22 protein-coding genes, 1 riboswitch and 1 other annotated feature are annotated in these 19384 nt (G+C 45.4%); of the genes, 15 read left to right on the top strand and 7 right to left on the bottom strand.

The annotated features are described in order from the left end of the window. The first annotated feature begins 23 nt into the window (after window positions 1-23). The 4 genes from IRE19_RS12650 (at window position 24) to IRE19_RS12635 (ending at window position 4457) form a co-directional block, all read left to right on the top strand. A complete protein-coding gene (locus tag IRE19_RS12650; RefSeq protein WP_203340661.1) occupies window positions 24-584 on the top strand; it encodes a GNAT family N-acetyltransferase in 561 nt (186 codons plus the stop codon). A gap of 25 nt (window positions 585-609) precedes the next feature. Continuing rightward, window positions 610-2355: an ABC transporter ATP-binding protein gene (locus IRE19_RS12645; protein ID WP_203340660.1), complete on the top strand. Its 1746-nt coding sequence runs from the start codon at window positions 610-612 to the stop codon at window positions 2353-2355. A 62-nt stretch (window positions 2356-2417) separates the two neighbouring features. Beyond that, entirely contained in the window at window positions 2418-3182 is a 765-nt protein-coding gene (locus IRE19_RS12640; RefSeq protein WP_203340659.1) for a MerR family transcriptional regulator, read from the top strand. A 435-nt stretch (window positions 3183-3617) separates the two neighbouring features. After that, entirely contained in the window at window positions 3618-4457 is an 840-nt protein-coding gene (locus IRE19_RS12635) for an endonuclease/exonuclease/phosphatase family protein (RefSeq protein ID WP_203340658.1), read from the top strand. A 42-nt stretch (window positions 4458-4499) separates the two neighbouring features. On the opposite strand, the gene IRE19_RS12630 is transcribed toward IRE19_RS12635, so the two are convergent. Further along, complete coding sequence (locus IRE19_RS12630; RefSeq protein WP_203340657.1) at window positions 4500-5153, bottom strand: queuosine precursor transporter; 654 nt, start codon at window positions 5151-5153, stop codon at window positions 4500-4502. Window positions 5154-5165: 12 nt separating this feature from the next. After that, on the bottom strand, window positions 5166-5660 hold the full coding sequence (gene queF, locus IRE19_RS12625) for a preQ(1) synthase (protein ID WP_203340656.1): 495 nt from the start codon (window positions 5658-5660) through the stop codon (window positions 5166-5168). A gap of 97 nt (window positions 5661-5757) precedes the next feature. Then, window positions 5758-5805: riboswitch (PreQ1 riboswitch) on the bottom strand. 105 nt (window positions 5806-5910) lie between these two features. Here queF and IRE19_RS12620 point away from each other — a divergent pair. The 5 genes from IRE19_RS12620 (at window position 5911) to IRE19_RS12600 (ending at window position 9418) form a co-directional block, all read left to right on the top strand. Continuing rightward, complete coding sequence (locus IRE19_RS12620) at window positions 5911-6819, top strand: cation diffusion facilitator family transporter (protein ID WP_191715196.1); 909 nt, start codon at window positions 5911-5913, stop codon at window positions 6817-6819. 147 nt (window positions 6820-6966) lie between these two features. Continuing rightward, a complete protein-coding gene (locus IRE19_RS12615) occupies window positions 6967-7902 on the top strand; it encodes a phosphotransferase family protein (protein WP_203340655.1) in 936 nt (311 codons plus the stop codon). Window positions 7903-7996: 94 nt separating this feature from the next. After that, on the top strand, window positions 7997-8524 hold the full coding sequence (locus IRE19_RS12610; protein WP_191715198.1) for a TraR/DksA C4-type zinc finger protein: 528 nt from the start codon (window positions 7997-7999) through the stop codon (window positions 8522-8524). Window positions 8525-8600: 76 nt separating this feature from the next. Then, window positions 8601-8963, top strand: a complete 363-nt coding sequence (locus IRE19_RS12605; RefSeq protein ID WP_203340654.1) for a nuclear transport factor 2 family protein — start codon at window positions 8601-8603, stop codon at window positions 8961-8963. A gap of 56 nt (window positions 8964-9019) precedes the next feature. Further along, on the top strand, window positions 9020-9418 hold the full coding sequence (locus IRE19_RS12600) for a thiol-disulfide oxidoreductase DCC family protein (RefSeq protein ID WP_203340653.1): 399 nt from the start codon (window positions 9020-9022) through the stop codon (window positions 9416-9418). Between the two features lie 480 nt (window positions 9419-9898). Here the strand turns inward: IRE19_RS12600 and IRE19_RS12595 are convergent, their stop codons facing one another. Further along, the gene (locus IRE19_RS12595) at window positions 9899-11092 is read right to left on the bottom strand and encodes a DUF3238 domain-containing protein (protein ID WP_203340652.1); all 1194 of its coding nucleotides are present in this window, start codon (window positions 11090-11092) and stop codon (window positions 9899-9901) included. Window positions 11093-11380: 288 nt separating this feature from the next. On the opposite strand from IRE19_RS12595, the gene IRE19_RS12590 reads away from it, so the two are divergent. Then, window positions 11381-12256 carry an STAS domain-containing protein gene (locus IRE19_RS12590; RefSeq protein ID WP_203340651.1) on the top strand — a complete coding sequence of 292 codons (876 nt, stop codon included), beginning with the start codon at window positions 11381-11383 and terminating at the stop codon, window positions 12254-12256. 34 nt (window positions 12257-12290) lie between these two features. Here IRE19_RS12590 and IRE19_RS12585 read toward each other — a convergent pair whose 3' ends face one another. Further along, complete coding sequence (locus IRE19_RS12585) at window positions 12291-12791, bottom strand: metallophosphoesterase family protein (protein ID WP_203340650.1); 501 nt, start codon at window positions 12789-12791, stop codon at window positions 12291-12293. Window positions 12792-12949: 158 nt separating this feature from the next. Here IRE19_RS12585 and IRE19_RS12580 point away from each other — a divergent pair, with 158 nt between their 5' ends. The 5 genes from IRE19_RS12580 (at window position 12950) to IRE19_RS12560 (ending at window position 15600) form a co-directional block, all read left to right on the top strand. Beyond that, window positions 12950-13234, top strand: a complete 285-nt coding sequence (locus IRE19_RS12580; RefSeq protein ID WP_191715204.1) for a hypothetical protein — start codon at window positions 12950-12952, stop codon at window positions 13232-13234. Between the two features lie 80 nt (window positions 13235-13314). Next, window positions 13315-13851 (top strand): dihydrofolate reductase family protein, encoded by a 537-nt coding sequence (locus tag IRE19_RS12575; RefSeq protein ID WP_203340649.1) that lies wholly within the window; start codon window positions 13315-13317, stop codon window positions 13849-13851. A gap of 237 nt (window positions 13852-14088) precedes the next feature. Further along, complete coding sequence (locus IRE19_RS12570; RefSeq protein ID WP_203340648.1) at window positions 14089-14712, top strand: cell wall hydrolase; 624 nt, start codon at window positions 14089-14091, stop codon at window positions 14710-14712. 104 nt (window positions 14713-14816) lie between these two features. After that, the gene (locus tag IRE19_RS12565) at window positions 14817-15164 is read left to right on the top strand and encodes an ASCH domain-containing protein (protein ID WP_191715207.1); all 348 of its coding nucleotides are present in this window, start codon (window positions 14817-14819) and stop codon (window positions 15162-15164) included. Between the two features lie 7 nt (window positions 15165-15171). Continuing rightward, a complete protein-coding gene (locus IRE19_RS12560; protein WP_203340647.1) occupies window positions 15172-15600 on the top strand; it encodes a hypothetical protein in 429 nt (142 codons plus the stop codon). Window positions 15601-15646: 46 nt separating this feature from the next. Here IRE19_RS12560 and IRE19_RS12555 read toward each other — a convergent pair whose 3' ends face one another. The 3 genes from IRE19_RS12555 to IRE19_RS12545 all read right to left on the bottom strand — a co-directional run bounded on the left by IRE19_RS12555 (window position 15647) and on the right by IRE19_RS12545 (window position 18941). Then, the gene (locus IRE19_RS12555; RefSeq protein WP_203340646.1) at window positions 15647-16456 is read right to left on the bottom strand and encodes a carbohydrate ABC transporter permease; all 810 of its coding nucleotides are present in this window, start codon (window positions 16454-16456) and stop codon (window positions 15647-15649) included. 345 nt (window positions 16457-16801) lie between these two features. Next, window positions 16802-17677, bottom strand: coding sequence for a carbohydrate ABC transporter permease (locus IRE19_RS12550; RefSeq protein ID WP_191715210.1), 876 nt, complete (start codon window positions 17675-17677; stop codon window positions 16802-16804). 4 nt (window positions 17678-17681) lie between these two features. Next, complete coding sequence (locus tag IRE19_RS12545; protein WP_191715211.1) at window positions 17682-18941, bottom strand: ABC transporter substrate-binding protein; 1260 nt, start codon at window positions 18939-18941, stop codon at window positions 17682-17684. Between the two features lie 215 nt (window positions 18942-19156). Further along, window positions 19157-19368, top strand: a binding site (T-box leader). The last annotated feature ends 16 nt before the right edge of the window (window positions 19369-19384 follow it).

Here is a 19384-nt window from a genome sequence, read left to right as displayed (position 1 = left end):
AATTTACTAAAGGAGAATGTTGTATGACGATAAACTTGCCGGAAGTGCCAACAGCAATAAGAACGGAGCGTTTGCTTTTGCGGATGCCGATGCCTGGAGATGGAAAAGTTGTGAATGCAGCAATCCAGGCCTCACTTGATGACTTAAAGCCATGGCTTGGGTTTGCGCAGGCGGAACCTTCTCCGGAGGACACGGAAATCAATCAGCTGGAGGCGCACTTGAACTTTATAAAAAAGGAAGTTTTGCGTTACCTGGTTTTTGATAAAGAAACAGGAAGCTTTATCGGCTCTACTGGCTTCCATGCCATTGAATGGGATGTGCCAAAAATGGAGATCGGCTATTGGCTGGATTCGAGAGCTACTGGAAAAGGCTATATGGCAGAAGCGGTTTCTGCGTTGACTGAATTGGCTTTCTCAACTTTTAAATGCAAGCGCCTTGAAATTCAATGTGACGCAGAAAACCGGAAAAGCCGAGCGATCCCAGAAAAACTGGGCTTTGTTCTGGAAGGTGTTTTGCACAACGATGAACGATCAGTAGACGGCAAAAGGTTAACGGATACATGCATTTACGCTAAATTCACTTAACCCAAAACGAATAGGGGCTTTAAAGATGAAGAAGAAAGACAAAAATCAAGACGCCGGTCTGAAACCATTCATTTCGTTGCTGTTGTCACTGAAGATTCCAAAGCTTGCGCTGACAATCGGGTTGCTTGCGAGTTTGATCACCACACTTGTGGGCCTTGTAGTGCCGCTGTTGACAAAAAACCTGGTTGATGGCTTTTCCTTTGAATCTTTGAGTGTGCCGCTGATTATCGGAATCGCTGCGGCATTTATTGTGCAGGCTGTCATCAACGGGGTTTCGATTTACTTGCTGAGCATGGTCGGACAACGTGTGGTAGCCGGATTGAGGGAACGGATGTGGGCACAATTGATCCGTTTGCGTGTCAGCTATTTCGATCAGCACTCGAGCGGCGAAACGGTAAGCCGTGTGGTGAATGATACAGGGATCGTCCGAAATTTAATCACAGACCACTTCCCGTCCTTCATCACAGGAATTATTTCAATTATCGGGGCAGTGATTATTTTAATCATTCTAGATTGGAAAATGACCTTGGTCATGATGCTGTCGGTACCGCTGACGATTGCTGTGATGATTCCCCTAGGCCGCCAAATGGCCAAGATTTCACGTAACCTGCAGGATGAAACCGCTCAGTTTACAGGTCATGTCCAGCAGACTTTAGGAGAAATCCGTTTAATGAAATCTTCAACAGCTGAAGAGATTGAAGAAACCAAAGGGGTACAAGGCATTCAAAAGTTATTTGCTCTTGGTATGAAAGAAGCGAAAATCTATGCGTTGATTGCGCCTTTGATGTACCTGGTGGTTATGGTAGTCATTGTATCGATTATCGGCTATGGCGGGATCCGTGTGGCCAATGGCGAAATGTCGACGGGATCGTTGGTGGCGTTTCTATTGTATCTCTTTCAGATTATTGTTCCGATGGCAACCTTTGCCCGGTTTTTTACGGAGCTTCAAAAAGCCAAAGGCGCTACTGAACGAATCATTGGAATTTTAGAGTTGCCTTTGGAAGAACAGCAACAGAAGCCCGCGCTGGATATTGCCGGAAAAACGCTACAGGTGGAAGGAATAAGTTTTGCCTATGAAAAAGGGGAACAGGTTCTAGAAGATGTATCGTTTGAAGCGCAGCCAGGGGAAATGATTGCCTTTGCGGGGCCAAGCGGCGGCGGAAAAACCACTGTGTTTGGTTTGGTCGAGCGATTTTACGAACCTTCATCCGGACGTATTTCTATTGGGAATATCCCCATCAATGAAATATCAATCGCTTCCTGGCGAGATCAGATCGGCTATGTATCCCAGGAAAGTGCCATGATGGGCGGCACGATCCGGCAAAACCTCACCTATGGCCTGCCGGATTCAGAAACGATTCCAGCCGAAGAACTTTGGCGGGTGGCTCGCATGGCTTATGCGGAAGATTTTATTCGCAGCTTTGCCGACGGATTGGATACGGAAGTCGGAGAACGCGGCGTCAAGCTATCGGGCGGACAACGCCAACGGATTGCCATCGCACGAGCGTTTCTGCGTGATCCGAAAATCCTCATGATGGATGAAGCAACAGCCAGCCTGGACAGCCAATCAGAAGGGATTGTGCAGCAGGCATTAAGCCGATTGATGGAAGGGCGGACGACGCTGGTGATTGCCCACCGGCTGTCGACGATTGTCGATGCTGATAAAATTGTTTTTATTGAAAAAGGGCATGTGACAGGAATCGGAACACACCGGGAACTGACCGCTTCACACACACTTTACCGCGAATTTGCTGAACAGCAATTAACTTGACTGAACCACTTGACCTTGACGCAACGTCAAGGTGTATGGTGGGTTTATCAGGAGGTGGAGAAATGGAATATACCGTGCAAAAACTGGGGAACTTGGCCGGTATCAGCACAAGAACCTTGCGTTATTACGATGAAATCGGGCTCTTGAAGCCAGCAAGAAAAAGTTCGTCGGGGTACCGGATCTATGGCCAGCCGGAAGTGGATAAGCTGCAGCAAATCCTTTTCTACCGCGAACTTGGGCTGGAGCTGGAACAGATAAAGAACATTGTCAATGATCCCGGTTTCAACGGTTCCCGAGCTTTGGAAGAGCACCGTGAAAAACTTCTCGCCAAACGCATGCAATTGGACCTCTTGATCATCAATGTGGAAAAAACCATTTCCGCAAAAGGAGGAGAAAGCATCATGGCTGATAATGAGAAATTTGAAGGGTTTAAACAAAAGCTGGTGGATGACAACGAACAGCAATACGGCGACGAAATTCGCGCCAAATATGGCGACGATGTGGTCGATCAATCCAATGCCAAAATGCTGAACATGAGCGAAGAAAAGTACCAGGAATTCAAAGGCTTGGAACAGCAGGTGCTGGACCGTTTGGCAGAGGCAGTCAAAACAGGCGATCCGTCGAGCGAGCTGGCGCAGCAAACGGCTGAATTGCATCGTCAATGGCTTGGGTTTACGTGGCCATCCTACAGCAAAGAAGCGCATATGGGGCTTGCGGAGATGTATGTGGCAGACGGACGGTTTGCAGCATACTATGACAAAGTACAGCCGGGAGCCGCACAGTTCCTTAGGGATGCAATTGCTGCCTACACGGCGCAGAATCAGTGAACATCAAAACACAGCCAATCCGACGGAATCGGGTTGGCTGTGTTTTTTCGTCTTGATTTAATGAACGTGCACAAAGTTGCTTTAGCATGCACAAGTTCTATCGAGCGTGCATTAATCCAATGAAGCGTGCGCATATTTTCTCAACCGTGCATAAACCTGTAATAAGCTAGACGGCCGACTCCGCTTTTCTTGATGTCCAGCTTCGTCGGCCAGCTCCTCGGGACATAAGCCAACCCAGCTGTGTGGCAAAAGAACGCCACTTCGCTGGTCTGTCTTATGCCCGTCAGAGCTACATGGGCGCTTCCGCTTTTCTGGTTTACAAACTATTAACAAACCTTTACACCCCTGTTATAGCTAATCCTTATCAGCTTGGTATACTGAAACCAATTAAAGCTGCTACCGACGATTCGGTTTAAACGAAAAGGAGAGGTTTGCATGCAAGGGTCGAAAAAGAAAGCGCCGATTGTGAAAGTCATGTCATTTAACATTGCTCATGGATTAGGGATGGATGGAATAGTAGATCTGGAGAAGACCGCTGAAGTCATTGAGGATTCCTGTGCTACAATCATCGCTTTACAGGAGGTTGACCGTTATTTTTCCGACCGCAGTTCGTTTGTGGACCAAGTAGATTGGTTGAGCCAGAGATTGAATATGCATGCAGCCTATGGCGCCAACATGAATTTTGCTGCTGAAGATTCAGAGCGCCCGAATCGCCAGTACGGCAATGTGATTTTAAGTAAGTATCCGATCAAGTACGTCGAGAACCATCTGCTGACACAGGTCTATTGTCCGTTCGGCAATAACGAACAGCGGGGAATTTTAGAGACCGTCATTGAAGTAGATGGCATTTACTTAAGTGTCTTCAATACGCATTTGGCGTTGAAGGACAATGAATTGGCTGTCAGTATCGATGAAATTCTGGCGATTACCGGGAAAAGCCGTTTCCCGCGCGTACTCGCTGGAGATTTCAACGCACCATCTTCAAATGTTCACATGCAAAAGCTGAACAAACAGTTTAGAGATGCTTTTCTGAAAATGAAGAGAGGGGATGCTTATACATATCCTGCTCCTTACGTGGACAAAGAGACAACAGAAGTTTTTTGGCCAGCAACGCGAATCGATTATATTTTTTCGGACAATGATGTAGAAGTCGTCCAAGTAGCAGCTATTGAAACAGCGGTTTCTGATCATTTGCCGATTGTCGCAGATATGGTTCTGGCAGATGTGAAAGTGGGCGTCAAAGGTCGTAGCCAGAAAGAACGTACCAAAGTCTAAGCGATCGCCATTATAAATATAGACATGTAAAAAACGGAAGCTCTAGTGGAGAGCTTCCGTTTTTTGGTGGTTATAAATTTGTTTGCCGGACTGAAGTTCACGTCTGCAGAATTTGACCAATAAATAAACCAGCGGCGTATCGGCAGCAGCGACTAGCCATTTAAACACGTATTGCGTAGCAATCATCCCGAGCAATGCGCTGGTCGGCATGGTTCCGTAAAATGCAATGGTGATGAAAATAGTCGTATCCACCAATTGGCTGGTCATCGTTGAGGCGTTATTGCGTATCCATAGTTTAGACTCGCCATGACGCTGTTTCAATTTATGGAAAATGGTGACGTCCAGGTTCTGGCTGATGAAATAAGAGACCAGGCTTGCCAAAGTGACACGGAAACCTGCAGAAAAAATGGTTTCAAACGAAGCCTGGTCTGCAAAAAATGGAGCAGAAGGCAAATGGATGGCAAAGAAAATAAATGCCAATGCGCAAAGCTGCGTGACGAAACCGGCGGTGACTGTCTGCCGTGCTGCTTCTTTGCCATATACTTCTGCAATAGTATCAGTGATTGGAAACGTGAAGACATAGACGATGACGGCGGCCGGCAATACAGCCCATTCACCGATGCTGAACAATTTGACTGCTAAAATATTCGACAAGATCAATAAGCCAACAAAGGCGCCGTTCAAATAAAGCAACATGTTCGGTGCCTCCTACCGGTTGGTGATCGTTTCAGGATTCATGTCATGATTCATCATCCGGTACGATGCCATTTCTTCGTATTTTGTTCCTGGCTTTCCGTAGTTGGTGTAGGGATCGATGGACAATCCGCCACGCGGCGTGAATTTTCCCCATACTTCGATATAGCGGGGGGCCATCAATTTGATCAAATCATTCATGATGATGTTGACGACATCCTCGTGGAAATCCCCATGATTCCGGAAGCTAAATAGGTAAAGTTTCAATGATTTGCTTTCCACCAATGTTTTATCAGGGATGAAGCTCAAGTAAATGGTGGCGAAATCAGGCTGTCCCGTTTGGGGGCAAAGCGACGTGAATTCGGGACAATTAAACTTCACAAAATAATCGCGGGTATGCAGATTATCGATCGGTTCGAGAATATCCGGATCGTACTCAAATTTGTACTTGGTTTGTTGATTGCCGAGCAATGATAGATGCCCAAGTGTGTCTTCGTTTCTTCCTGCCATGAAAACGGCCTCCTTTTAGATGGCCGGCTTGAAAGAGGGCTATAAAAAACGGACAAAAGAAAAAGCCAAATCGCATGTGGATTTGGCTGAGTTTCGACAATCCATAGTTTTTTATAGAGGGTGAAATGCTATGAACCTCTCCCGTCGCCGGGTTATTTACTTTTACTAACCTATCGTATAAGACTTGCTATTCGTTGTCAAACGGCTGTTTTTGGTAAAATAGCAGCAAGACGACGGAGGCGAATGTAAGATGGGACACGATCATAGCCATAACCATTTTGAAACAGCCAGGAGCGGCAACAAAAAAGCATTGATTCTGGCGCTCGGCATCACAGCCGGCATCATGCTGCTGGAATTTTTCGGTGGCCTTTTGACCAATAGCCTGGCGTTGATTGCCGACAGTGGACATATGCTTTCGGACACTGTTTCGCTGGCGCTCAGCTTGTCCGCTATCTGGTTTTCCGGAAAAGCGGCTTCTGCTAAAAAAACCTATGGGTATTACCGCTTTGAAATCATTACCGCCTTTATCAATGGCGCAACTCTATTTATCATCGCCGGATTGATCATCTATGAAGCCATTGGACGTTTTGTTGAGCCACCTGAAGTAGAGGGCGGCTGGATGCTGATCATTGCTGCCATCGGCCTTCTGGCAAATCTATTGAGTGCGTGGGTGCTGAACCGCAACGCAGATGTCCATGGCAACTTGAACATGAAAAGTGCTTATATGCACGTTATTGGAGACGCATTGGGCTCAATCGGTGCGATAGTGGCTGGAATATTGATTCTTCTGTTTGACTGGACGGTGGCGGATCCCATCATTTCGGTAGTTGTTGCTTTACTGATTTTGCGGAGTGCTTGGGGCATCATCCGGAACAGCCTCCATATTTTGATGGAAGGAACGCCCCACACCATCGATGCCCAAGAAGTGAAGGCATTGCTTATTGAAATTGAAGGGGTTTTGGATGTCCATGATCTTCACGTTTGGACGATTACGTCGGGCATGGATTTATTTACTTGCCATATCGATGTAGCGAAAGATACTGATGAGCAGCAGGTCCTTCAGAAGGCATTGAAGCTGGTCCATGATCATTGTGGAATCGAACATGCAACTATTCAAATTGAAAAGGCGGAGTCAATGCATCATTCATTGAAAGTTTGAATCTTGTCGGCTGGCTGATCTGAATAGCGGGTATTTGTAGTGATAGAAAATGTGATTTTCTCGGCAATTTGCCTCATCTCACAGTGAGGCTCTTAGATGTTCATGGTACACTAGAGCTAAAATAGTAGGCAGAAAGGAGCGGTAAGGATGGCAGCAGGTTATGGCAATGAATTGCAGGCGCAAGCTTTGCAATGGATACAAACACAGCTTGGATACACTGCAGAAATTACGGGCGTCAAGCCGCTGACAGGCGGAACTTCTTCCATGTTGTTTGAACTGGCTGTCGAAGAAAACGGCGTTTCGTTTTCGTATGTATTGCGGCTTTTCCATAAAATAGATTGGTTGGAGAAAGAACCTGATTTAGCAAAACACGAAGCGGAAAGCCTTCAATTCGCTGAACAAGCTGGCCATCCGGTCCCTCATTTAATTGCTTACGATGAAACTGGCGAAGAAAGCGGATTGCCGGCAGTCTTGATGACGAAAATGTCGGGGGCTGTCATATTGCAGCCGTCCAACGATGAAAAATGGCTGGATGGCTTGGCAGCTGCTTTAGCTAAACTCCATCAAACCAAGGCAGAGGGATTTCCTTATGAATATTTTTCCTATAACAACGCATTTTTATTGGAAAAGCCAACCTGGTCCAAGAGACAGAACGATTGGATGCGCGTTTTTTATATTGTGGCAGGAAGCCGCCCTGAAGCTCAGGAATGTTTTATTCATAGGGATTTTCATCCCGCTAATGTACTGTGGGAAAACAAAGAAATCAGCGCTATCGTAGACTGGGTAAATGCTTGCCGGGGGCCCGCGGGAATCGATGTTGGCCATTGCCGTGTCAACTTGGCGCAGCTTTACGGAATTTCAGTCGCCAATGATTTTTTGGCAGCTTACCAGCGCCATGCCGGGAATGCATTTACTTATGATCCGTATTGGGACCTTGTTTCGCTGACAGACATATTGGACGGTTCCCCCGTCGTATATCCTGGCTGGAGAGCCTTTGGCATGAAAGGCTTATCAGATGAATTGGTCCGCCACCGGCTGGATGATTATTTGATGAGTCTGCTCGACCGTTTCGATGATTATTGAGCTGCGGATTGGCAGCGACCAGTTTGCTTCCAGGTTTGATTTCTCCGATAAAGGCAATATATAGGATAAGTGAGTTTTTTGAGGAGGAAATCGGATGAAGGATGAACAACTGAAGCAATTAAAAAAACAATTGGAAGAACAAGTGGCATCGCTGGAAGAGCGCGTGGAACAAGATGAAGAGTTTGAGACAACGGAACTTTCGAATTATGACAATCATCCTGCAGATAACGCAACCGACCTGTATGACCAGGAACGTGGAATGGCGTTGACGCAGTTTAAAGAAGAAGAGCTGGAAGAAGCGAAAACGGCTTTGGCAGCAATTGAAGACGGCACGTATGGCAAGTGTTCGGTATGCGGCAAAGAAATACCATTTGAGCGGCTTGAAGCATTGCCGACCGCATTGACCTGCATCGATCATGCAGATCAGGAGGTCGATTTGGAAAGCCGTCCGCCGGAAGAAGATGTGCTGCAAGCTTCTACAGGACAGCCGGTCAAGAAAGAAGACGATGGCATCCGTGATTACCAGGACAGCTTTGAAGATGTAGAAGACTTTGGCTCCTCTGACACCCCGCAGGATCAGCCTGATGAAGATCCGCAGGATTTCTTTAAAGACGACAAATAAAATAACGAAAATTTGCCCCCTGTCTTTATTGTCAGGGGGTTTATTTCCCGGGAAATGAGCGATGAGGAGAATGGATATGGACAAATTAACTGAGCAATTCTATGAATTGGAATCCAGCCACCTGGAGCCGGAAGTAAGGGTTTCGACAGACAAGCTCGGCGAAATACTGGACGATGAATTTTATGAATTTGGCAGTTCAGGCGGATTAATAAAACGGTCGCACTACAACGAAGATCATCCCTTAAATCCGGATCCGATGAAAATAAAATCTTTTACCGTACATGAGCTGGGTCCGGCTGCTGTTTTGACTACGTATCAAATCCATAATCAAAAGACGGGAAAGTTGACCAATCGCAGTTCGGTTTGGAAAAAAAGAGAAAGTGGCTGGAAATTATTTTTCCATCAAGGAACGGTTTCGACAAACGAAGTGTTTCAATAAAGGAAAAAGAGGATATTTAGATAACAGAACTATTTTTGGTGGAGGAGGAAACAGATATGGAACACGCCATTGTGTTATTTGATGGAGATTGTAACTTTTGCGATTCAAGCGTTCAGTTTATTATAAATCATGACCCTGCCGGCTATTATCAATTTGCTTCATTGCAAAGTGAAATTGGAAAGGAACTTTCCAAGAAATACAAAGTGCCGGATGATGTGGATAGCGTAGTCTTGATAAAAGACGGACAGGCTTACGTAAAATCCGAGGGTGCTTTAATGATTTCCAATCATTTGACCGGGCTTTGGAAATTGGCCTATTACCTGAAGCCATTCCCGCGCGCAATCCGTGACGGGGCTTATGATATAGTAGCCAAAAACCGTTACAAGGTATTTGGCAAGTTGGACAGCTGCATGTTGCCGCCGCCTCATATCCGCAAGCGATTTTTAGATAAATAAGAAAAGCGGAAGCGCCCGTGTAGCTCTGCCGGGCATAAGACAGACCAGCGAAGTGGCATGTTTTCAGCCGCACAGCTGGGTTGGCTTATGACCCAAAGAGCTGGGCGCTGGAGTCTGGACAATGAAAAGCGGAAGCGCCCGTGTAGCTCTGCCGGGCACAATACAGACCAGCGAAATGGCATGTTTTCAGCCGCGCAGCACGAAAAGTGGAAGTGCCTATCCAGCTTTGACAGGTGTAAGACGCTCTGGCGAAGCAGCATGTTTTCAGCTGCATAGCCAGAGTGGTTTACATCCCGAAGAGCTAGGCACTGCAACTGGACACGGGTTGGCTTATGACCCAAAGAGCTGGGCGCTGGAGTCTGGACAATAAGAAAAGCACAAGCGCCCTTAAAGTTTTGAAGAGCATATATAAACAGACCCCGAAGCGAAGTAACTCCGCTTCGGGGTCTGTTTGGGCATACAAGAAGAATTGGAACAATATTAATGGAAGTTGGATATCCGCCAATATTGGCTGGCAATCGGTCCGGCCATATAGGCAAGACCTTCACTTTCAGTTAAGTGAATTCCGATCCATTCGCCATCGTCGCCGTCCTTCAAATACACTTCGTGGTTTGGTGATTGGTCGTGGATTCCAATGATGTCATATGTGCCATCCCGGTAAAAGGCAGCGGATACTTCGTAATCGATATTCGGTGACGTGGTAATGGGATTGCCGACGCTGTGTTTTAAAGTGATGGACACTTTATGGCCCGTTTCCTCTATCTTTTCCAACTCGATTCCTTCAGCAGAGGCGACATCCGCTTTGCTGAACTTTTTACGCCAATTGTATCCAATCGTCGGACCGACGTCTTTATCGTAGGCAAATGATGACTCTTCTTCTTTCAAGTCCACCGTGAAATTGACCTGCGTCCGGTAATGAAGGGAGTCAGGATCAAAGTCTCGGCCATCTCCTTGGAAATATGGGAAAGGAGACAAGAGGTTCGGGTTTTTCAATATCAGGTCCGGCAGGAACGTATGATAGCGGAAGTGCCAAACCGGATAAGCTTTCGGCTTTTCTTTGTCGGACAATAACTCATTCAGTGGGGCAATTATTTTGGTCAGCCAGAAATCTTCCATTGCCGCTTTATCCCGTGAGGAATTCCAGTCTAGTGCACCGAAGATTTTTGCTACTTTAAATTTTTCCTTGCTAAAACTTTCCTCGGCATCGGCGACAGGGCGTTTGCCACGGATCCAATAAGTGAATTCCTGGTCCATTGGCACTTGCCGGTCCGTGTATTGGTTTTTCTCCACAGTTTCGACCAATGTGCCATTCTGATAGATGTCGAATTCAGTAATGCCTTCAATTTCTCCCCATGCTAAAGAAATCCGGTTTTCAGAAACAATCGCCGTCAAGACAATTTCTTCAAGACGGTTGATGCTGTCTTGTTTTCGGTTTTCCGTTCCGGTATGCAACTTGATTTTATCGGTCCATTTTCCTGAAGAATCCAGTCGTTCAATGGTGTAGGTGTACAATTCGCCTTTCTTTAATCCTTCGTCCTTGAACAAATTTTGAGTGCCGGTATAAACGACTTGATCTTCTTTCTTAACGCGGCAGACGTCCTCTGTTGCTGTCCATCTGAAATAAATCATGGTATCGGATTGTTCCAACACCAGAATATCCAATTCATTTGCCATATTCCCACCTCCACATGCTATTGTTATGCATATACCCGTTTTGAAACAAAGATGAACCCATGAGAAAGCGGCCAAGATATTTGTTACACAAATTAAATATATACAAATGGGGTTTAACTGTATAATTAAGGTAGTATTCATACATATTTGAGATAAACTGGTTTTTGTTGGATAACTTCTGAAATCCTAATCGATATAAAAAATAAATAAAAGCATTCGTTTTCCTATAGTAATAGCTTTAGAATTTAGCTCACTGCACTAGATAGATTGAATAAAACGGATGGGGGAATGAAGGTGGAAAACACTCAAAAAGAGCGTAATTTTAGTAACTTCGATGAAGCGGCGGCATACATACTTCAGTTGTTAAGCAAGCAGATCGGAATTAATTCCTTATTTATCGCGAAGAATGACGGAATCACCAATCACATCATTAAAGCACTCAACAGCGATAAGGCATTAATTGAAGAAGGCAGTTCCATGCCGCTCCCTCATTCCTTCTGCAGTTTGAGCATCAATCACGGCCCGAAGGCTTTAGTGATTGAGGATGTTTCTGAAAATGAGCTGACACGTTCTATGGGCATTGCGGCGAATTACGGACAAGGAACGTTTGTCGGTGTTCCGGTGTATTACAACGATGGCACTGTCTACGGAACAATATGTGGACTGGACGATCAGTATTACAAGCTCTCTGAAGAGCAGCTCTATACGTTTGAAATGATGTCGACATTATTGACCTATGTACTGGAACTGGAAAAAGCGAACCACCAAATTCAGACATTAACAGCTCCGATCGTCCCAGTAACAAAAGGAGTGGCGATTGTACCGGTAATCGGCGAAATTACAGCTCCGCGTGCGCAAGTCATCATCGAGCATGTACTTGAAAAATGCAGCCACGAACCGATGGACTATTTGATCATTGATGTGTCAGGGGTTCTGCAAATCAACACTGTCGTAGGGGAATACTTGCTGAAGCTCGTGAATATTCTTAAAATAATTGGCGTGACGCCAGTTATTACAGGCATTCAGCCGTTCATGGCAATAAAAGTTCCGCATTTTGCGGCGGCGCTGAAAGGCGTTTTGATCGAAGCTAATCTTGAATCGGCCTTAAAGCAGTTAGGATTTGTTTTGATAAAAGAATGTAAAGAAAAATCAGACCTTCGTTGAGGAGGTCTGATTTTTTGGAAATAAGTTGCGCAAGTTAACTTTCTTTGTCAAAAAATACATGTTTCAATTCCCAGGAATCGCCGATTTCGAGCAAGCCAAAGGAATATTGTTCTTGTCTGCGCTTATCGGTTGGAGAACCTGGGTTGAACAAAGTAATGCCTTCAACTTCACGCATGATCGGTGTATGCGAATGCCCGAAAACGATGATATCGACGTCATCATTAGCGAAGGTATCGAATGCCTGCTTCTCTGTAGGTTTGCGGTCACTGTCGCCATGAACGACGCCGATTTTTAAATCGCCGAAAGTGAAAATCTTTTTGCGGCCGAACTTGTCGAGAATATCCCATGGATCGACATTGCCGGTGACGCCATCGATGTCTGCATAGGCTGCCAGCTCGTGATAAACATCCATCGTTTGCCAATCGCCTGCATGGATAATAAAGTCAGCTTCCTGACAAGCATGCACTAGTTTTTGCGGCAACTTCTTGGCGCGGAATGGAACATGTGTATCTGACACAATAACGATTTTCTTCATCTGAACGCCTCCAGTCTATTTCTTTCTTTCACTTTACCAAATAAACTCTCCCGCGTCGAAACCCAACCGATAGCCAGCCAGGGTTAAAATTTCAGTAAATAGGGAAGTGAATACAATAAGCCGAATTCGAAATGCTGAAGACAAACGGAGGGATAACCATGAAAAAAAGTACGACAAAAAAGTTTTTTTATACTGGAGCAGCTATGGCCAGTAGTTTTCTTTTAATGACTGTCTACAAAAAGAACAAATCTAAAAAGATCTGGGTTTACGAAGATAACGATATGAGAAACAGTGCAACGGTAGACACTGAAGAAAGCGTCAATGCCGACACGGATGATGCAGAAATCGGATTGACCCAATTGGATTCTGCCTTTCGCTCTGAATGGCAGGCGAATGGATTTCCTCAAACGCATAAAGAGCTGGCAGAATTGGAAAGTAAATAACCGTGTGGCCCCAATGTAAGTGCTGGGGCCATTTTTTGATAGAGCTTTATAAAATCTAAAACTTAAGGAGGAAGAGGGGTATGGAGAACAAAAGGAAAGTCGTTTGTTACATCGCTGAAAGCCTTGATGGCTATATCGCGACAGAAGATGATTCTCTCGAGTGGCTGTTCAAATCGGAAGTGGAGGGTGGCGGAGATGCTGGATACGCTGAGTTCATGGAAAACATCGATACGGTCATTATGGGGCGCCGAACTTATGATTGGGTAATGGAAGCTGAAAACGGCAACTATCCTTATCAGGAATTAACCAGCTATGTCTTTACTTCTTCAACTCCTCAAGAAAATTCAAACGTGATATTTACAAACCAAGAGATCCCAAGCTTTTTGGAGGACCTTAGAAAAAAACCTGGAAAAGATATATGGGTAATTGGAGGCAGCAAGCTGCTCCATGAATTCATAAAAGAGGATTTGGTTGACGAATGGATTATTTCAATTGCTCCTGTATTGATTGGAAAAGGTATTCCTTTGTTTCAAACATTCGATTTTGAACTCCGTTTACTATTAAAAGAAGTAAAAATGTATGGCCAGTTTGCCCAATTGCATTATGAAAGAGCATGAGCATGGTTGAAAGGGCTGCAGCGAGCAGCCTTTTTTAGTTTCATTTTTTTATGTGTAAATACCTAATATTTAGAAAAGATAATGCCTCTTTTTTTATCAAACAACAATAAACTACTACTTTTGGCTATTCTTTCACTAAATAACAAGTAGTTACGAAGGATTGAATTCTTACTATTCCAATTATATACTATTAAAAGGAATCATTTGTTGATTCTTGGAATAGAAGGGAGAGAAAGCATGAAGAAGTTAAAAGTAGCAATATTCGCCTTATTCACGATTTTATTCTTAGGTTTTTCTCAAACCTCGGCAGAAGCACATTCTCCAGACCTGCATGAAGGAGTTTCCGGACAGGACGTAACAGAACTCCAGTCCACCTTGAAAAAGTTAGGTTACTTCCAGACAACTCCAACAGGTTATTATGGATCGATAACTAAAAATGCAGTTACTCAGTTTCAGCGTGATTTCAATGTTCCGGCTACAGGATTTACTGGATCATTAACACGGGCGAAACTTTCAGATGTTGATATGATGGCGCGTGTTGTACACGGAGAAGCGCGCGGTGAAAATTACACAGGACAAGTTGCGGTAGCGGCTGTTATATTGAACCGCATCGATTCTTCGTTATTTCCCAACAGTACATACAATGTGATTTTTCAGCGTAATGCATTCACTGCCGTAAACGACGGGCAGTATGGATTAAAACCGAACTCGACAGCTTACCAGGCAGTAAAAGCGGCTGTTAAGGGCTGGGATCCTTCACTTGGAGCCACTTATTATTACAATCCGAGCGGTGTTACGGACACGTGGATTTTCTCGCGTACAACCATCACCAAAATCGGAAAACATGTCTTTGCAAAATAATTTCCAGCATCGCCCTGAAAAAACAGGGCGATTTTTTTATGGTGTAAGTATAAAAGAAAAAAAGCGTTATACTTAGAAAAGGAACATTGAGAGGTGGAAGAAGAATGACAAAAGAAAATGCACAGCAATTGCCGCCAAAAACCTGCACGATCGAAAAGCTGGTAACGAACAAACGGGATGTAGAAAAAGTCTTGTCAGGTACGAAGTCTGCTACTCGCCGAAATGGCCGTTATGCCGATATCGGTGAGACTACGGTATTGAATGATAAAAAGATTATGGTGGATGACGTATATCAGCAAACGCTTGGCGAATTGACAGACGAAATGATCATCCGGGAAGGCTATGCGACGGTCGAAGAATACAAGCAATCCATCTTGTCTTTCCATCCCGGAATGCCCTGGCTTCCGGAGATGACAGTTTGGGTTCATGAGTTCCATTTGGTAGAAGAGTAAGTATCCCATGTACACATTCGTTCTCTATGCCCATATTTTAAGTGCCGTTTTGTCGATCGGCCCATTTTTTGTTTTGCTTCCTTTAGTGAAACGAATGGAGGCGGCAAGCGGCAACGTATTAGACGCGCATATTATTACGTTTAAGTCAGCTACACGGCTTGTAAAACATGCCGGACACGTGCTCGTTGCTACAGGCATCCTGCTGATTTGGCAAGGGCCGTGGCAGTGGTCGACTTCATGGGTTGTGTGCACGCTGGCGGTTATGGTCGCATCGATCTTTTTCCTAGCCCGTGCCTTTACACCGATTCTTCGCCAATTCGGCGGAGGTGCAGATCACACGTTGCTGGTTAAAAAATTAAACCGCTCGTTGTGGATTTATATTTTATTGTTATTATTAATGCTCTGGTTCATGGTCGGCAAGCCGATATTTTGGTAACGAAAAGGACGACACCGCTCATTTAAGAGCAGTGTCGTCCTTTTTGTCAGCCTTTGACAGCGCCTGCTGTCATACCAGCAACGAAATAACGCTGCAAGAAAACATAAGCGATGACCATCGGTGCTGAAGCGATAATGACGCCTGTAAAGAGCATCGGGTAGTTGGTTGAGTATTCGCCCTGGAACTCCAGCAAAGCAAGCGGCAGGGTCTTGTAGGCGTTATCGGTGATGAACAGCAACGGATAGAGCAAGTCGTTCCAGTGCATCACAAACAGGAAAATGGCTGTAGCTGATAAGGAAGGCAGCGACAACGGAATCACCACCTTGGTGTAGATTTTCCAGTTGCCGGCACCGTCTATGGTAGAAGCTTCAAATAATTCCCTAGGCAAGGTCTTCATGAATCCAGTCAAAATAAAGACCGCAATCGGCAACGTGGTAGCGATATTGACGAGAATGAGCCCCAGTAAACTATTGGTCAGGCTGAGATCAAGCATCAGCGAATAGAGCGGAATCATACTCACTTGTGCCGGTACCATCATGCCGAGTGTGAACAAAATGAACAAAAAATTGCCGAGCCAATTATTGAGGCGGGTGATGCCATAGGCAATCATCGAAGCAAAGAACAGCGTCAAAGACACCGAAAACAAGGTGACGATTGTGCTGTTCATAAAATAGCCGGCCATCGTCTGTTCCTGGAAAATCGCTGCATAATTCTCAAACTGAAGGCCGGACTCGGGCAACCCAAGTGGATTTCTAAAAGTTTCCTGAATCGTCTTCAAAGAAGTCAAAACGACGATCAGCAAAGGAACCAGAATTAGCAGCGCATAGATGAGTAAAGAAAATCTACGGAAGAACAAGCTGTTGTCCTCCTTTCTTAAAGCTTAGAAGATAAAACATTTACGCAGAATTTAGAAAAAAGTTTCTCGGGCCATAAGCCACTCTGTTTGTGCGGCTGAAAACATGCCATTTCGCTCGTCTGTCTTATGCCCGTCAGAGCTACACGGGCGCTTCCGCTTTTCTATGTCCAGACTCCGGCAGCCAGCCCCTCGAGTCGCTTCAGTCTTACCGGCAATGGCAAAGAACGCCATTACCGGTAAGACTTCCAGCGCTTGTCGGAGGCCCCCAGGATGCGGGTCAGCTAACCGTTGCGACAGGAAGTCGCGTTCTTAGGTTAGCTTCTACTGACGGCTGCCTTCGCTTTTCTAGTAAGAAATCCTATCAGAACGCAATGCTTTAAATTGCAGGAACGTAATGATGGCGATGATGATCATGAAGATGACCGAGATCGCACTAGCGTAGCCGAATTGGTAACTTCTGAAGGCGATATCGAAAATGTAAGTAGCCACAATTTCAGTTGAGTTATTGGGGCCGCCTCCGGTCATCGCAAAAACCAGGTCGAATGCTTTGAACGATTGGATAGTGGTGTAGGCCACAACAATCGTTGCAGAAGGAGCCAGCAACGGCCAAGTGACTTTGCGGAAAGTCTGCCATTTGGTGGCGCCTTCGATTTTTGCCACTTCGTAAAGTTCGTCCGGAATCGCCTGCAATCCTGCCACGAAAATGATGAGCATTTGCCCGGCGTGGAACCAAATTTGCGTAACTGCCAAGGAATAGATGGCGATATTTGAGTTGCCGAGCCAGTTTTGTGCTAGGAAATCAAGGCCGACGAGCTCCAGCGTCTGATTCAGGATGCCAAGGGAGGGGTCGTAGATGAACGACCAGATAAAGGCTACTGAAACGGACGACAGGATGGTCGGAAAGAAATACAGGGCACGCAAGAAAACCGTAGTCTTGTTATTTTTTAGGACAATCAAGGCGAATGCCAGTGCAACGAGCGTCTGGAAGACAACAACCACGAGCATGAATTTCAGGTTGTTTCCGATGGTTTTCCGGAAAATGGTATCTCCTGTAAAGGCGCGCTCGTAATTATCGATTCCGACAAATTGGAAGCTCGAGCTTAGGCCATCCCAATCCGTAAACGAATAGAACAAGGCGCTGACTGTCGGATAAACAAAGAAAACTGCATATAGGAAAAGCCCGGGCAGAAAGAATAAGTAGATGGATTTAGAAATTTTCATCCCGTTATTCCCTGTTTTCGTCTACGAGCTGTTGTGCTTCTTCAGCAGCCGTCATCGGGTCTGCTCCACCCAGAACATTTTCGATCGAGCTGAGGACAGCCGCTTCGATTTGGGCATTGGTGATCAAGAAGCGCGGCTGGAATCGGGTTTTTCGTTCATCAATCCAATATGCAGTGTTTTTCAATACTTCAGATTCGTATTCAACATCGTTGACTGTCAGATGCTGGCCGGTTTCATTGGCATATTGGGAAGCAATTTCAGGCTGGCTTAAAAAATTGATAAACTCTTTTGCCTGTTCTTTTTTCTCCGATTTGCTGTTGACTGCCAACATGAAAGTTGCTGTATTGATGCCTTCATACACGGCTTCGCTTTCTTCCACAGTGATTGGCGCCATCAAGTCGAGCTGAAGGTCGGGGTTCAACCCAAGCAAGGCCGACATGTGATAAGAGCCTGTAGCGAGCATAGCGGCTTCTTCATTGGCGACCATGGCCATCGCCGAATCCTGGCTGGTACCAAGTGCGTCCGCTTGAATATAGCCTTTTTGCTCAAGCAGCTGGAAATCTTCTAAAGTCTTGACCCACCATTCGTTGGTCAGGGATTCTTCACCGTTTTGAAGCTTTTCAAAAATATCTTCATCGGGTGCATTATTCATCATCATGCTGTTCATAAATTGGTTGGGGCCAATATCTGCTCCGGGAAACGCGATAGGTGTGATGTCGTTTTCCAAAAGAGTGTCGGCCATTTCCTGGAATTCAGTCCAGCTTTTCGGCACTTCCAAGCCAAGCTCTTCAAACATGCCTTTATTGTAAACCGGCATATTGAAAACCAGCTGATAAGGAAGGGCGAATTGGGTGCCGTCTTTTTGTCCAACGCTGATCAGTTCTTCATCGAAATTGGAGACGAACTCCTCATCGCTTAAATCTTCGAATAACCCTGCACTGGCAATAGCTTCAAATTGAGCGCCAGGGAAAGAGGTGAAGACGTCACCTGTTGAGCCGTCCTGTAATAGGCGCTGTCCCGTAGCCTGATATTGCTCGGATGGATAAATCGTCATCTCTACAGTAATATTAGGGTTTTCGTCTTCGAACTGGGCAATGATATCATCCAATACTGCTTTATCTTCGCCTCTCCAATGGATAAAGCTGATCTGGGTGCTGTCTTCGCCACTTTCATTGCTGGTATCGCTGGTGCTTTCACCTGCACATCCTGCAAGCAACAAACTTAAAGATAAAACTCCTGATGACAACAATGCATACTTTTTCATCGTCCGTTCTCCTCCCTCTATTGTGAAAGTTAAAATGCTTACTTCATTTATACCCCAATCTATCCTGTAAATACAGAATTATCTAATTAAGGGCTGTTTTTAGTTGACAAAACCGGCTGGATTGCATAAGATAGGCACAACCTTTTTTGTACGGATTGCGGTTGAAGGCGTCGGGAGCGACTCCGCCGAATTCCAGTTGAGCAGAGTATAGCAGAGCTAAATCGATGAATAAGAAAAGTAGCGCAGATCAACCTCTCAAAGAGAGCCGGTGGCAGGTGGAAACTGGCGGGGTATCTGAGTGAATGGGCTTATGAGTGATTCTTTGAACAAGCAGTAGAAGAATCCGTCTTCCCCACGTTATCGGGGTTCAAGTGAAAGCTGTGTCAGCTTTAACATGAGGTGGTACCGCGGTCAATCCGTCCTCTGCAAGGAACAATTCTGTT

It is taken from the genome of Planococcus beijingensis (assembly GCF_016820615.1).
In the GTDB taxonomy this organism is placed as follows: domain Bacteria; phylum Bacillota; class Bacilli; order Bacillales_A; family Planococcaceae; genus Planococcus; species Planococcus notacanthi.
This window is presented reverse-complemented; position numbering and strand designations above follow the sequence as displayed.